Source organism: Weissella kandleri (genome assembly GCF_045504165.1).
Classification (GTDB): Bacteria; Bacillota; Bacilli; order Lactobacillales; family Lactobacillaceae; genus Weissella; species Weissella kandleri_A.
On the sequence record NZ_JBJJNY010000003.1, the window covers coordinates 113,211 to 127,191 of the forward strand.

The 13,981-nt window shown below is 41.3% G+C and carries 13 protein-coding genes and 2 tRNA genes; 1 reads left to right on the top strand and 14 read right to left on the bottom strand.

All coding sequences use genetic code 11. The annotated features are described in order from the left end of the window. Positions 1-320: 320 nt before the first annotated feature. From hflX to mreB, 11 genes are all read right to left on the bottom strand, one after another. Positions 321-1,604: a GTPase HflX gene (gene hflX, locus ACJQWY_RS02815; protein WP_407076237.1), complete on the bottom strand. Its 1,284-nt coding sequence runs from the start codon at positions 1,602-1,604 to the stop codon at positions 321-323. Positions 1,605-1,608: 4 nt separating this feature from the next. After that, positions 1,609-2,280 (bottom strand): histidine phosphatase family protein, encoded by a 672-nt coding sequence (locus tag ACJQWY_RS02820; protein ID WP_407076238.1) that lies wholly within the window; start codon positions 2,278-2,280, stop codon positions 1,609-1,611. A gap of 261 nt (positions 2,281-2,541) precedes the next feature. Further along, positions 2,542-2,613 (bottom strand) — tRNA-Glu (locus tag ACJQWY_RS02825). A 132-nt stretch (positions 2,614-2,745) separates the two neighbouring features. Next, the gene (locus ACJQWY_RS02830) at positions 2,746-3,564 is read right to left on the bottom strand and encodes an exodeoxyribonuclease III (protein WP_407076239.1); all 819 of its coding nucleotides are present in this window, start codon (positions 3,562-3,564) and stop codon (positions 2,746-2,748) included. Between the two features lie 327 nt (positions 3,565-3,891). After that, the gene (locus ACJQWY_RS02835) at positions 3,892-4,599 is read right to left on the bottom strand and encodes an FGGY family carbohydrate kinase (RefSeq protein ID WP_407076240.1); all 708 of its coding nucleotides are present in this window, start codon (positions 4,597-4,599) and stop codon (positions 3,892-3,894) included. A gap of 17 nt (positions 4,600-4,616) precedes the next feature. Continuing rightward, on the bottom strand, positions 4,617-5,342 hold the full coding sequence (locus ACJQWY_RS02840; protein WP_407076241.1) for a DUF4811 domain-containing protein: 726 nt from the start codon (positions 5,340-5,342) through the stop codon (positions 4,617-4,619). A 156-nt stretch (positions 5,343-5,498) separates the two neighbouring features. Beyond that, positions 5,499-5,570 (bottom strand) — tRNA-Glu (locus ACJQWY_RS02845). Between the two features lie 76 nt (positions 5,571-5,646). Continuing rightward, on the bottom strand, positions 5,647-6,444 hold the full coding sequence (proC, locus tag ACJQWY_RS02850; protein WP_407076242.1) for a pyrroline-5-carboxylate reductase: 798 nt from the start codon (positions 6,442-6,444) through the stop codon (positions 5,647-5,649). Beyond that, positions 6,444-7,637: an FtsW/RodA/SpoVE family cell cycle protein gene (locus ACJQWY_RS02855; protein ID WP_407076243.1), complete on the bottom strand. Its 1,194-nt coding sequence runs from the start codon at positions 7,635-7,637 to the stop codon at positions 6,444-6,446. The genes proC and ACJQWY_RS02855 overlap by 1 nt, the downstream gene beginning before the upstream one ends. Positions 7,638-7,652: 15 nt before the next feature. Then, positions 7,653-7,865, bottom strand: a complete 213-nt coding sequence (locus ACJQWY_RS02860) for a DUF2969 domain-containing protein (protein WP_407076244.1) — start codon at positions 7,863-7,865, stop codon at positions 7,653-7,655. 29 nt (positions 7,866-7,894) lie between these two features. Beyond that, the gene (gene mreB, locus ACJQWY_RS02865; protein WP_407076245.1) at positions 7,895-8,872 is read right to left on the bottom strand and encodes a rod shape-determining protein; all 978 of its coding nucleotides are present in this window, start codon (positions 8,870-8,872) and stop codon (positions 7,895-7,897) included. A 124-nt stretch (positions 8,873-8,996) separates the two neighbouring features. Between mreB and ACJQWY_RS02870 the strand changes: the two genes are divergently transcribed. Beyond that, positions 8,997-10,370, top strand: a complete 1,374-nt coding sequence (locus ACJQWY_RS02870) for a UDP-N-acetylmuramoyl-tripeptide--D-alanyl-D-alanine ligase (protein ID WP_407076246.1) — start codon at positions 8,997-8,999, stop codon at positions 10,368-10,370. A 133-nt stretch (positions 10,371-10,503) separates the two neighbouring features. Here ACJQWY_RS02870 and ACJQWY_RS02875 read toward each other — a convergent pair whose 3' ends face one another. The 3 genes from ACJQWY_RS02875 to ACJQWY_RS02885 form a co-directional block, all read right to left on the bottom strand. Beyond that, positions 10,504-11,703, bottom strand: coding sequence for an MBL fold metallo-hydrolase (locus tag ACJQWY_RS02875; RefSeq protein WP_407076247.1), 1,200 nt, complete (start codon positions 11,701-11,703; stop codon positions 10,504-10,506). Further along, on the bottom strand, positions 11,703-13,040 hold the full coding sequence (locus tag ACJQWY_RS02880) for an ABC transporter substrate-binding protein (protein WP_407076248.1): 1,338 nt from the start codon (positions 13,038-13,040) through the stop codon (positions 11,703-11,705). Before ACJQWY_RS02880 ends, ACJQWY_RS02875 begins: the two co-directional genes overlap by 1 nt. 114 nt (positions 13,041-13,154) lie before the next feature. After that, a complete protein-coding gene (locus ACJQWY_RS02885) occupies positions 13,155-13,976 on the bottom strand; it encodes a carbohydrate ABC transporter permease (RefSeq protein ID WP_407076249.1) in 822 nt (273 codons plus the stop codon). Positions 13,977-13,981 lie beyond the last annotated feature (5 nt).

Below are 13,981 nucleotides of genomic sequence, written 5' to 3' on the forward strand. Positions count from 1 at the left end.
GTCTACTCCAATCTTATATTAAAAACAACCTAAATTTAGTCCCTTTAAATGGCTAAAATTAGGTTTAGCTTATTACGTCTAGAAAACGCATCATATCAACCCTTCAGCCATTAATTATGATTCAATTAGCTTACATTTAACTAAAAACAGCATGCTAATTACAACATATTTTACCTCATGCGTAAATACTTTTAGCTTAAGCGGTCATTATTCTTTCTTATCAGGTTATTTGACAAATAATCAATTAAAAAAGACCACCAGCATTGACGCATACATCAATCTAGCAGTCTTTTTCAATTTTTTAATCATCAAAGCACTGATTACTCCGTCAGATACTTTGCATAGCGTGGTAATTGTTCAGTTCGCAAGCGGACTTGCAACAAAGTTCCGTCGGCTTCATATTCAGTTGCTAAGATAATAGCATCTTCATTTAATTTAGCTACAACTTGACCTTGATCAAAAGGCACCAAGAGCTGGTATGTTTTTAAATCAGCAAATAATTTTTGCTGCAAAACTGTAACCAAATAGTCAATCGAAGCGGCATCTTGAGCCGACAGCACAATTCCATCGCCAGCAGCTTCCGGATATTGAACGTTCTCTAAACGATCGGCTTTATTGTAAATAGTCACCATCGGAATATCTTTGACCCCAATTTCAGCCAAAGTCTGTTGGGTGGTGTCCATCATTGCTTGATAATTCGGATCGGAAAAATCAACAATTTGTAAAAGTAAATCCGCTTGTGCAGCCTCGACCAACGTCGCTTTAAATGCTGCAACCAGTTGGTGCGGTAACTTTGAAACAAAACCAACTGTATCAGATAGTAAAATGGTTTGATTCTCCGGCAAAAAGATTTTGCGTACTGACGTTTCCAAGGTTGCAAAGAGCATATCCGCCTGAAGGACCGTTTTACTTTGGTTGGCTCCAAAACGTTCTACTAATTGATTCATAACCGTTGATTTCCCCGCATTGGTATAACCAACCAACGCGACGGTAGGCATCAACAACTCATCGCGATGCTTCCGCCGGTTTTGATCATCAACATCAATCTCAGCGATTTCTTTTTTTATGCCAGCAATCTGCTGTTCCACTAAACGCCGACTCGTTTCCAATTTCGTCTCACCAGAACCACGCGTGGTAAAGCTACCACCGCCGCCACCAGTTTGTTGATCCAAACGAATATTTAAACTCGTCCGTAAACGTGGCAACTGATACTGCAATTGCGCCATTTCAACTTGTAATTTAGCTAAACGCGTCTTCGCTCGTGACGCAAAAATATCCAAAATTAAAGCTGTCCGGTCAATGATGCGCGCACCAGTTACATTTTCCAAATTACGAATTTGTGAAGGTGATAATTCATCATTAACCACTACCATCTCCGCTCCATTAGCTTCAACAGCAACCCTTAATTCGTCAACTTTTCCTTTTCCAAAATAAGTTGCCGCAATGGGGCGATCTAACTTTTGCGTTAAAGTTCCAACCACTTGCATCTGATTCGCCTGAGCTAAATTCGCTAACTCTGTCATTTGATAATCAAACTGCGAAACTCCTTGATCAAGCCCAATTAATAAAACTGTAACCTGCGGCGTATCATCATTTTCATGCATCGCGTTACCACACTTTCTCAATATCGTTAAATACTTCTAACTCCATACTTTTAGCATCCATCGTCCACTTAGATACTGATCCGTTATACATACTTGAGAGCGTGTATTCACGTCCGGCGTACTTTCCTGATAAATTGCGAATCAAAGTGCCGTGTGCAACCACTAAAACATTCTCTCCATCTTGCACATGTTCACGCAGGAATTTCAAACCACGTTCTAACCGTGCCCAAAATTGTTCTGCGTTTTCGGCATCATGGTATGGGTCGGCTTTTGCAATGGCATCCATCAACTCATCTTGCGTTAACTGACCCATCAAATCGCCATAAGCCTTAATATCATGCAAACCTTCTTGTGTTTGAATTTGGTCTGCCAAATCAACCCCATGCAAACCTTCAAATGAACCAAAGAATTCTTCACGGAATTCTGGCAAAGTCTCTGGGAATTGAATAGCATCACGTTCATTATTTTCATGCATGATATATTTTGCAGTATCAACCGCCCGCGTTAAGTCTGAGGAATAGACATGATTAAATTTGATATTAGCTAACCGCTTGCCTGCTGCCTGACCGTCTTGAATCCCTTTATCAGTTAAAGGTGCATCAGACCACCCCTGCATCCGATCATATTTATTCAGATAGGTTTCCCCGTGCCGTACCAAGTATAAATTAAAGCTCATATCCAATTCCTCCATACAATAATTACCCCTATTGTATCATGGATCAGAAAAGGTTGGGGCGCTTCCCCGTGAAATCCAGTGAATTAACCATACCATCCTTGGAAGATTTTTAAATTTAGATCATCAAGCTTAGTCATGCACCAACTACTTTTTTAAAGTCAAAGCTTACACTTTTCAAAATTCAAAACCCAGCTTAACTTCGATTAAATGAACAAAAAAGACTGTTATATCAACGATACAACAGTCTTCCAAAATATAAAATAGCCCAACAGGGAATCGAACCCTGGATTCCGCGATGAGAACGCGACGTCTTAACCACTTGACCATTGGGCCATTGAGTTAAATTACCTCAACAACAATAATTAAATATACAGGAAACCACATATCCTGTCAACTATTTAGTTATCTTTTTTAATTTTAACTCAAAATCAAGCACCCTTAAGGTGTATTCAATCAATCCCAACTTCAAAGGTCCCACTCCACACAAATAGGAGCGTGATCACGCCGCTCCCCAGTATCCAAAACTTGAAAATCTTGCAAATTAGCTTGCAGGCGCTGCGATGCTAAATAATAATCGATGCGCCAACCACTGTTATTAATTTTAGCGGTCTTACTGATTTGCGCCCACCACGTATAAACCCCGCTTTGATCCGGATGTAACGCCCGAAAGGTATCAATAAACCCGGCTGCTAACAATTGCCCGAATTTATCACGTTCTTCATCCGTAAAGCCCGCTGAGTGATGGTTCGATTTTGGATTTTTCAAATCAATTTCTTGATGGGCCACATTATAATCGCCACTAGCAATCACTGGCTTTTTAGAATCCAGCCTTAATAGATAAGCCCGATAAGCATCATCCCACACCTGTCGATCAGCTAAACGCTTAAGCTCAGAACCTGAATTTGGCGTATAAACGGTTGAAATATATAAATCAGGATATTCTAAGGTAATAATGCGCCCTTCCCGATCCATTTCACCAGGGGCGCCAATCGTTGGAAAAGTGACTTGTGCAGGCTCAACCCGCGCTAACATCAACGTTCCCGCATAGCCTGACCGTCCAGTACTGGAATTGGCATACTGATAATAACCAGGGAAAAGCTCTTCTAATTTCATCCTTTGCTTCTTTGTTAAACCTGTCGCTTTCGCCTTCGTTTCCTGAATAGCAAAAACATCGGGCTGCAATTGCGCAATTGCGTTTAATGTCTGCCATGTCAACTCACCTCGTGCCGACTTATGTTCTAAAGCTGCGTTTAGACTGTCAATATTCCAAGAAATCAATTTCATCACTTCAATCTCCTTCGGTTACGTTTGTCACCCTGAATTTATTTAAAATAAAAAAGTGCTTCTCACAAATTGAGCGTGCACTTTTTCAAAGATGTCCCCATCTTTTTTCACCATATTGATTTAACTGATCCACCACGACAGTTAAATCATTCTTCCATCCAGCTAAATGTCCCCATTTAGCCGTTCTCCCATTTCAGTCGAGTCCTTCACCCCTCAACTTAAATGATCGCTGGACGACAAGGCATCGCACCTTCTTAAAATAAGCAGTCCTAGGTCCCTTAATTCCTTGACTAATCGCATCTCCAGCAACATTTTATATTATACAACCTACCAACGAATTTGGGTATCCTTTAATAGGCCTAATTTTTCTACCATTTCTGGCACAATTTGACTTGCAAATTTATCTGCGGTCACAACTTGTGGTAATTGATCGACGGATAAATTAACCAAAGCCAATGCTTGCGGATCCCATGTAGCATGATTTAAATCATAAAGTCCCGTTCGCGCCGCCAAATGCGTTGTAATTTGATCCTTACCCGTCAAAATTTGGTGTAAATATTCTTGCAAGCTACAAATACGCGCCATTTGTTCAAACAAGTGTGGTTGTTCATTTTTCAGCCATAACACCGCCAACAAAGGCAAATTTTCCGTAAATGTGACTCCTGCTTTAGCTTCCAGTTGACCAGCAATTCCATTTAGCCGTAAAGCTCGCAAATAACCTTGGGCAATTGGTAATTGGGCTCCTGATAAAACGCCACTGGCGAGAGTCACATCATTTTGATTTAAAAAAGCCCAGCCGTCAGTATTATCATGCAATTGAATCAGTTGTACTTGTGAACGAGGTGGCAATTGCTCTCTGAACTGCTCCAAACCATGAATGAACATGGTACCAAGTGCTTGCAAATCTAAGTTAGCCATCGCAACCAACCAGTTTTTAGAATACGGATGGGAAACATCCCGCCGATTTCCATTTTCATCAATGGCGGAAGCAATGATCTGATCCTGCGCAATCCGAATTTCCAATGTATATTTCATCCATTTATACCCGATTCTTACTTGGCAACATTCCATTCTGTCAACTTCTCATCAACTTTTTGCGTTAAACTTTCGTTAATTTCACCTGTCACTTGTTCCACAATTTTATTTTGTGTATCTTTTTGCGCATCCTTATCCTTCAAATAATCTGGATTCTTTTTGACCTCAGCCTCAATTGCGTCCGTTACCCCTTTTTTGATCTTATCGTCCATGCCATCTTTAGACTCAGCAATCATCTTTTGAATTTCATCATTTTGTTGCTTGGTAATAATATACCAATTGTCGGGTAGAACAAAAGTATAATCAACATTTGGTTCCGTTTGGGTGGTCAATCCCACGAGCATAAATTTATCAAAGAAATTAGTAGCTTGATAGTTACTAATCCGTTCCTTTAAGACCGCTTTATCCCCCTTTGCAAAATGCGTAGCGCCATCCTTAGGATTTACTCGATAATTTTTATTCTTCCATGTGTAATGATAGTTAAAAGTTCCATTTTTAGCATTTGTGGACACAATAAACGACTTCCCCACTACCGTTGACTTAGGGGCCAATTGAACCGTCTTATTCATCGTTTGCTTTTCCATAAATAAGTGTTTAGAACCGGCCATTCCCATCCCAATTCCATTAATAAGCACTAATAACAATCCTACGATGATCATCCAGTAGCGCACGGAATGTTTCTGATAATACGAAATACCTGCTAGGACTAAAAGAACTACCCCTGCAATTAACAAAATTAGCATAAAAATTCTCCTGTAAATTCAATATATCTAAAACTATCATAACATAAATTAGAGGAGTTGTAAGAACTCATCATCAATTGCCCGGTTAAAAACCATGGCGTACCTCAAAAGTAATTTTATAAATAAAAAAACACCCATAAAAGGTGCTTTATCTGATAGCTCATCAGGGAGTCGAACCCTGGATGCCGGTGTGAAAAACCGGAGTCTTAACCGCTTGACCAATGAGCCATTATTATTTGTTGTCGCTTAACAACAAATAATATAATACCAAGTTTTTAAATGTTTGGCAAGCATTTTTTTAATTTTATTCAAATTCAGCATTTTTCTTCATGGTTGCTTGAATTACGGCATCCATCATCTGGTCAATATCACGTTCTTGCATAACGTCCCAACCGGCCGCCGTCGAACCACCAGGCGTCATAACCTGGTGTGCTAATTCAAGCGGTGTAATTTCTTCCGTTGCCATTTTTTGCAAAGTTCCTTGAATGGTTTGCTGGACCAATTTAGAACTCGTCTCATTCTCTAACCCCGCTTGCTGGCCAGCCCCTATCAAAGCTTGCACAAAGCCAGCGATAAACGCAGGTCCTGAACCGGCTAGGGCACTCACTGCCCCAAATTGTGCTTCTGGGTATTCTTCCACCCGGCCCAGCTCAGCAAGGATAGCAAACACCGCACCCTTTTCATCAGGGGTCAAAGTTTGTCCAGCCGCCATGGCAATATAGCCTTCATCCACTGCAACATTCACATTTGGTAAGGCCCGCACTAACTTAGTCTGATCGCCAAAAGCAGCTTGCAACATTTCCAATGAGATCCCTCCCATAATTGAAACCACAATCTTATTCTTAGCATATGCCACTACTGAACGAATCTGGTGGGCAATATCAGCTAAAGCGGTCGGTGGCGTTGCTAAAATGATCATATCACTCTCTTGTGCTAATGTTTCCATATCTGGCACCGCTTGAATGTGCAACTTCTCAGCCACAGCAGTAGCGGAATGTCGTGCGTAAACCATTTGTTGCACCTGTTCGCGGTCTAAATGCGACCAGCCTTTAATCATCGCTTGCGCCATGTTTCCAGCACCAATAAAGCCAATTTTAAACACTATGAAAATCCTTCCTGCTCTGATAGCGTGTAATTATGATTATGAAAACTCATCGACATAATTAATCCAATTCCAATCATATTTCCAATTAACGCAGATCCTCCCTGTGAAATAAAAGGGAGTGGAATTCCCGTTAATGGGACCAATCCAATGCTCATTCCAATATTTTCAAAAATATGGAATAGCAACATCATAATAACTCCTGCCCCAATATACGCATAAAATTGGTTTGATGTTTCCATCACCACTCGGTAAATGCGATAAATCAACAAGAAATACAAGAGCAATACTAATAATGATCCAACGAACCCGGCATTTTCTCCAATAACTGAAAAAATCATATCAGATTCGCGCACAGGGACATTCACATGCGAAACATTAAACCCGGTTCCTGTCATACCACCTGAACCAATCGCCATCATAGAATGCCATAATTGGTATGCTGAATTGGAAGTGTCGCCTTCTGGGTGTAGCCATGCATCAATCCGCGCAAACTGATAGGCTTGGAAACCGACGTGACCTAATATTTTTCGACCTGCGGTACTAGCAACCAAAGAAATCGCCGTAATCCCTAATGCTGCAGCGCCCCCAATAATCGGTCCCAAAATTCGCCATGACATCCCTGAAACTAACGTCATACCAAAAATAATGGCTAAGAAAACCAACATCGTTCCAAAATCATGCTGCAATAAAACTAACAAAATAATTGGTAAGCTCAATAAAGCAATCCGCTTTAAGAGCAGCCAATCATTGGCGGGGGTATGCTCAGTGTACTCTAAATTATGGTTAGTAATCACTTGCGCTAACATTAAGATAAAGGCCGGTTTCATCACCTCAGAGGGTTGAAAGGTCAAGCCACCTAACGCAAACCAAGATTTACCTCCGGTCTGTGCATAGTAAGACCGACTATAGAAAATCAAGACAGCCAACATTAAAAAGACACCGATACCAAAAATATATGGCGAAATCCGCCAAAGTCGTTCAGAATCAAATTGCATGATAAATGTAATCGAAGCAATTCCCAAAACATACCAAATTGCCTGCATAATGATCATTTTTGAAGCACTAACTGTTGCAGCATCATGACTCGCGGCCACATAAATTGATGCTAAACCAATTAAAGCCAACATCAGCACCACAAAAATAATACTCCAATCGACTTCGCCTTTTTCCCCTAAAATTCGTCTCGTCATTCAAAACGCTCCTTTTTAGTGGTGCAAATTATACTCCGCAATTAAAACTTCAATCCCTTCGTCAAATGTGTGAACCATCTGTTTACGATTAGCTCCCATTTGAACTTTTATAGGCGCAGTACTTTCATCAATCTGTCCTAAGACATTTTTATTAATTTTTACTTCACTCACTTGATGTCCTAAATCATTAATTTCGACATCAATGGCTTTATTCTTTCGCGCTGCCATTTTTCTTCACCTCAAACTGATTTTATTTCTTAATCATGCATATGTTCTAATAATTCACCGGCACCCCGCGCAACATTATCGAGTGGGTGATCAGCGACAAAGACTGGTACACCCAATTCATCGGTAATCAACTTATCAATATTGCGTAACAAGGCACCCCCACCGGTTAAAATAATTCCCCGGTCCAAAATATCTGAAGCTAATTCCGGTTGAATTTCAGCAAGCACTTCATGCGCGGCGTGCACAATCTGTTGCAGTGAATCATGCAAAGCTTCTTCAATCTCATTAGAATTAATTTCAACTGATTCCGGCATTCCATCATACATGTCCCGACCACGAATCGTCATCGTCATTGGGTCATCCATCTGCCTTGCGTCTCCAATACTAATTTTAATCTGCTCAGCCGTCCGTTCACCAATTTGCAAGCCATGTCGCCGCTTTACAAAATTGGTAATCTCCGCATTGAGCTTATCACCAGCCACACGAATTGAACGTGCTGAAACAATATCACCTAATGACAACACCGCGATATCAGAAGTCCCACCTCCCATATCAATAACCATTGACGCCGTGGGTGAGAAAATATCCAAACCTGCTCCGATAGCAGCTACCTTCGGCTCATATTCCAAATAAACCTTAGCACCACCAACTTTTTCAGCGGCTTGCATAATCGCTTTCTTCTCAATCTCAGTAATATTTGTTGGGGCCGCTACCATAATATTAGGACGACTCATCACGCTCTTCAAATTCAACTTTTTAATAAAGTATGACAACATGGCTTCCGTCATATCAAAATCAGAAATAACCCCATCCTTTAAGGGCCGAACTGCCCGAATGTGTCCGGGTGTCCGTCCAACCATTTGATAAGCTTCCGTCCCCACTGACAAAACACGGTCTGTTTTAGCGTCCACTGCCACTACGGAAGGTTCGTTTAATACAATTCCCTCCCCTTCGACAAAAATTAAAACATTTGCTGTTCCTAAGTCAATTCCAATCTTTTTAGCCATTGATTTTTTCTACCTCTTCATTTGTTATGCTTTTAAGCTTACTAACTTTTATTATATCAGAATTAAGCTGAGTTTTTTGTTAGAATATAGGTAACTTAATCTTTTTTACTAAAGGAGCTTTTTTATGAACTATTCTCTAACAGAAATCGCCCAAATTGTTGATGGTCAATTAATACAAAATAATCCAGACGTCACCGTTCAAACGGTGGTCTTTGATGGGCGCCAAGCTAGCCATGATACCCTCTTCATTCCGATTACTTGGGGTAATGATGGTCATAATTTTATTCAAGGCGCCATTGATAACGGTATCGTCGCTACTTTGTGGGCCAAAGATCACCCCCGTTACCCCACAACAGTCCCAGTCATTTTAGTTTCAGACACATTAAAAGCTTATCAACAACTCGCTAAGTACTATCTCCAACAAGTGACACCAAAAGTCGTAGCCATTTCTGGCTCAAACGGAAAAACTACGACCAAAGACTTTATCGCTGCGATTGGAGCCACCAAATATCGGACGGCCAAAACTCCACAAAATTTTAATAATGAACTTGGGGTCCCCCAGACAATTTTAAACATGCCTGCTGATACAGAATTACTAGTGATTGAATTAGGCATGGATCACCCAGATGACCTAGATGTCCTTTCTAAATTAGTCACCCCAGACATTGCCGTTTTAACCATGATTGGGGAAGCCCACATCGAGTTTTTCAAAACTCGAGCCCGGATTGCTGACGGCAAAATGCAAATCATCAACGGCCTCAAACCACAAGGAACTTTGGTTTATAACGGGGATGAACCATTACTATTGGAACGCGCGCAACAATATGCGCAACTCCAAACGACTACTTTTGGACTTCACTCGACCAATGATTTTTATGCTACCGAACAGGTCTTGCATCAAATGACGGCCGAATTTAAAACTAATCAATCTGACTTAACTTTCAAATTACCGCTTTCTGGAATTTACAATATTAGTAATGCCTTGGCGGCCATTGCCGTGGGCCACCTCTTAGCAATTAATGACCAAAAAATCCAAATGGCATTAGAAAATGCCACCATTACTCAAAATCGGACTGAGTGGCTTAAAATGCGAAACGGTACGCAAATTCTGAGTGATGTTTATAACTCCAATCCTACGGCGGTGCAATCCGTCTTGAACTCCTTTCATGCTGTCCAAACCACTGGTCATCGTTATGCTGTTCTCGGTGATATGCTAGAGCTGGGTAAGCAGGGACCCAGCCTACATGCGAATTTAGCACCGACGATTGCGAGCGCCTCTCTCCAAGCCGTTTTCCTAATTGGTCCTTTGATGGCAAATTTAGCTGAACGTTTACGCGTTGAGCAGCCGCACCTAGCCGTTTTCCATTTTGCGCCTTCGGATCAGGCGACATTAATTCAACAATTAAAAGCCAGCTTACAACCAGATGACTTAGTCTTAATTAAAGCTTCTCATGGTCTCCACTTAGAAAATGTGGTTGAAGCTTTACTCGCTGATTAAATAAATAATCACATATGCAAGCGTGATGTTTAAGTGCAAGCTCCAAAGGTCGTACTCTTATCTTTTAACCCAAACAAAAAGCCCAGGTTAACACCTGAGCTTTTTAATTTGGCACCTTCATCGCCGATTAGGGTCAAAATTCGAAAATTTCATTTTGAACCGGCACTTGAACCGACAAGCCTTGAGCTTTTAAGGCAGCTGCTAGCCGTTCAGGTTTGAACGAATGCCAAGACAAGGTCAATTTAGCGTGCACTGCCTGCGCAATTCGCACTAAATCAACCGGTTTCGCATGCCCACTCGCCCCCAACAGTTCTAATGCGACTTGATGCTGTTTTAAATACGTCACTAGCACTTGGTAGCGTGGGTCATACTCGCCTAAAGGTTCACCATTTAAATGCAGATAACGAAATGGTTGCGTAAAATGATTCAACTCCTGTAAATCTTTAAAATGATTCTGTACCACATAAGCTTGTGGATTTTGTTCGATTGCGTCCCAAGTCACATCTCGATTTAAGACTAGTGCATCAATCTGCAAAACGTCTTGTAAGATTTGACCGAACCGTTGATCCCAAACAATTTGCCGACCAGCGCTCTGCGCTGATTGAATCAAGGCGGCCAAACGTTCCACATTCCGTTCATACGGATTAATTACAACTAGTTCTGAACTTGCCACCAAAATCTTTTGCAAGCGAACTTGTAAAGCATGCTCTGTTAAGCGGGCTGCCTTATCGTCGTTGTCAAAACTAAATTCCGTACCCTCTAACAACAATAGATCAATATTTTCTTGTTGTAATAAGTTAACCCAATGTGTCACCCGCTCCGGATGAGGACCATCCCAGCGCACATCCCCACTATGCACAAAAGTATGCTGACCGTCATATACCTTTAACATCAGGGCCCCCGCTTCATCATGATCACTCGCATAACCCGTTACAGTCAAATTTCCAAACCGATAAGGAATTTCTGGCTTTAAAAGATGTAATTTAGCATTGGGTGCTGCCTCTAAACCTTGTTGCACCAAGCTCTGATACAATTTATAACTCATCGGGCTCATATACACGTCAGTTGGGCGTGTTAAATATTTCAATGCCCCCATGTGATCAAGATGCAGATGAGAAATGAAAACAATTGGTTGTTCTTCACGGGTCTTGTCATTTGTAAACAGGTTCGGTACTTGGGGTAAGAGCCCATCCGCATATAAATCGGCAGCGGTTTGCAGGTCTGGTGCAAAATTCACGCCTAAATCCATAATCAATTGCGTTGAACCATTAGTAAAACTAACAACATTGCCCCCAATCGTATCAATCCCATTTAAAATTTGTACCGTCGTCATTACTTATTATCCTTAATTGTTTTTTCTATTTGTTGATTCAAGGTCTTCAAAGCCTCCTTGGCGGGGGTATGCTTGGTAACCATCTTGTCAACCGTGGCCGTCAAATTATTCCGATATTCTTGATAACCAGGGAAGGCTGCATCCGAGAATCCATACTGCAAAGAGTCAGCCCCGGCTGTAGCCAAAGGATTGTCTTTCAAGTATTGGTTGTACTGCTTTGAGTTCGCCGCCTTCTTAGTAATTGGCAAATAACCCGTCTTTTCCGCCCACTTCTCCGTTTGCTTATCAGACGCCAAGAATTTCATAAAGGCAAAAGCCCCAACTGCTTCCTTCTTATTCGCTTGCGATGTTAATACCAGGTTATTTCCCGCAAATTGAGTTGCTCGCTTACCTTGATATGCTGGTATAACTGCCGTTCCCCAATCAAAACCATCTGGAACTGCTTCCTTCGTCGCACTCACTCCCGCTGATGACGAGAAACTCAAAGCCGTCTTACCATTAACAAAGTTGTTAGTCCCGTACATATCTGAACCAGCAGTCAGCGCATACCCTTTATCCAGCATGCCATTAAGCATATCTGCTGCTTGGACTGCATCCTTGGAATCAGCTTTTACATGACCTTTTTTGTCCACAATTTGGGTACCAGCTGAACGCACTAAGCCGTCCCATTCCATATCATATGATTTATCAAAGCCAACTGTCGCAATCCCATCGGCCGCCAACGTTGGCGCCATTTTTTGAATATCATCCCAGGTCTTTGGGACTTCAAGATTATATTTGTCTAAAATGGTCTTGTTATACAGCATCACCCGCACTGAGGCCGAAAATGGCATAGCATAGTAATGTCCATCATATTTCGTTTGTTCTAAGAAGCCGGGATAAATATTTTTTAAATCTTTTTTACTCCAACCATCTTTACCCTTCACTTGTTTATCCAAGTTTTGAACAATCCCCTGCTTGGCATAATCAGGAACTTGCGTATACGTAGCTTGCGAAATGACAGGCAAAGTCTTTGACTTAGCTGCTGCCATCACCTTTTGGTTCAAGGTCGTATAATCTCCTTGCCCCGTCGCAACCACACGATACTTCTTTTGTGAAGCGTTAAAAGCCTTCACTTCATCTTGAAAAGCATCATTATAATTTCCATTCATCGCATGCCAAACTGTTACCTTGGTTGGTTTGCTAGCAGCTTTTGCTTCCACTGGCGAAATTGTTGTTAAAGAACTAGCCGCTAAAAGCGCAACGGCTGACCCAACAGCCAATTTTTTGAAGGTTCGATTCATGATGTTAATCCTTTCATATTCATATACTAACTCTGCAACACTACCAATCTGCACACTACCAATTCACCATGTCTCTTAGGGCCCCTCAAGACATCGCTTTTATCAGCAGTCATCAACTTACTTGTTTTAAACACGTAAGCTGATGACCACCCTAAAGTGATCGAGCTTTTAACCTTTCAAACCATTGTTACTGATTCCAGCAACGACGTATTTATTGAAGCAAATATACAACACCGCCATTGGTAAAATCACAAAGGTTGATGCCGCCATTAATTCCGGATAATTAATTCCGGCATCTGTTGAAAAGGCTTGCAATCCGACCGGCAACGTTCGCATTGCCTCACTATTTGTGACAATTAATGGCCACATAAATGAATTCCACGAGCCAATCACCTGAAGCAAACCAATCGCCGTAATCGAAGACTTCGCATTAGGCACTAGCACTGACCATAAAAATTGCCAATCACTAGCCCCATCAATCCGGGCGGCATAATATAACTGATCGGGAATCGTATTAAAACTTTGGCGTAATGTAAAGACAGCAAAGAAACTACCCAACCAGGGTAAAATTAACGCCCCATACGTATTAATTAAATGAAATTGCGAAAGAGTCACGAAATTGGGAATAATTAACATTTCTACTGGCACCATCATCGTCGCTAGTAAAATCGTAAATAAAAGGTTTTTACCCGCAAAATTAAGCTTGGAAAAGGCAAAAGCCGCTAAAATTGCGGTAAAAATTTGCCCCACAGTTGTCACTGCTGCCACAATTACGGAATTGATTAAATAGCGTAAAAATGGCGCAGCCTGCCAAGCATTCACCCAGTTTTCCCAGACTAAATGCTTAGGCCACCAAGTCACCGGAGTTTGCAAAGCTTCAAACCCGGTTTTAAAAGCCGTGCTAATCATCCAAAAAAAAGGCAACAGCATGGTAATCGCGCCTAAGCTCAAAAGACCATAAACAACGACTTGTTTGATTGTTTTTTTCATCTTTT

Coding starts and splice junctions, on each gene's coding strand:
- hflX (WP_407076237.1), bottom strand. CDS start 1,604: ATGCATGAAAATGATGATACGCCGCAGGTTACAGTTTTATTAATTGGG.
- ACJQWY_RS02820 (WP_407076238.1), bottom strand. CDS start 2,280: ATGAGCTTTAATTTATACTTGGTACGGCACGGGGAAACCTATCTGAAT.
- ACJQWY_RS02830 (WP_407076239.1), bottom strand. CDS start 3,564: ATGAAATTGATTTCTTGGAATATTGACAGTCTAAACGCAGCTTTAGAA.
- ACJQWY_RS02835 (WP_407076240.1), bottom strand. CDS start 4,599: ATGAAATATACATTGGAAATTCGGATTGCGCAGGATCAGATCATTGCT.
- ACJQWY_RS02840 (WP_407076241.1), bottom strand. CDS start 5,342: ATGCTAATTTTGTTAATTGCAGGGGTAGTTCTTTTAGTCCTAGCAGGT.
- ACJQWY_RS02855 (WP_407076243.1), bottom strand. CDS start 7,637: ATGACGAGACGAATTTTAGGGGAAAAAGGCGAAGTCGATTGGAGTATT.
- ACJQWY_RS02860 (WP_407076244.1), bottom strand. CDS start 7,865: ATGGCAGCGCGAAAGAATAAAGCCATTGATGTCGAAATTAATGATTTA.
- mreB (WP_407076245.1), bottom strand. CDS start 8,872: ATGGCTAAAAAGATTGGAATTGACTTAGGAACAGCAAATGTTTTAATT.
- ACJQWY_RS02870 (WP_407076246.1), top strand. CDS start 8,997: ATGAACTATTCTCTAACAGAAATCGCCCAAATTGTTGATGGTCAATTA.
- ACJQWY_RS02875 (WP_407076247.1), bottom strand. CDS start 11,703: ATGACGACGGTACAAATTTTAAATGGGATTGATACGATTGGGGGCAAT.
- ACJQWY_RS02885 (WP_407076249.1), bottom strand. CDS start 13,976: ATGAAAAAAACAATCAAACAAGTCGTTGTTTATGGTCTTTTGAGCTTA.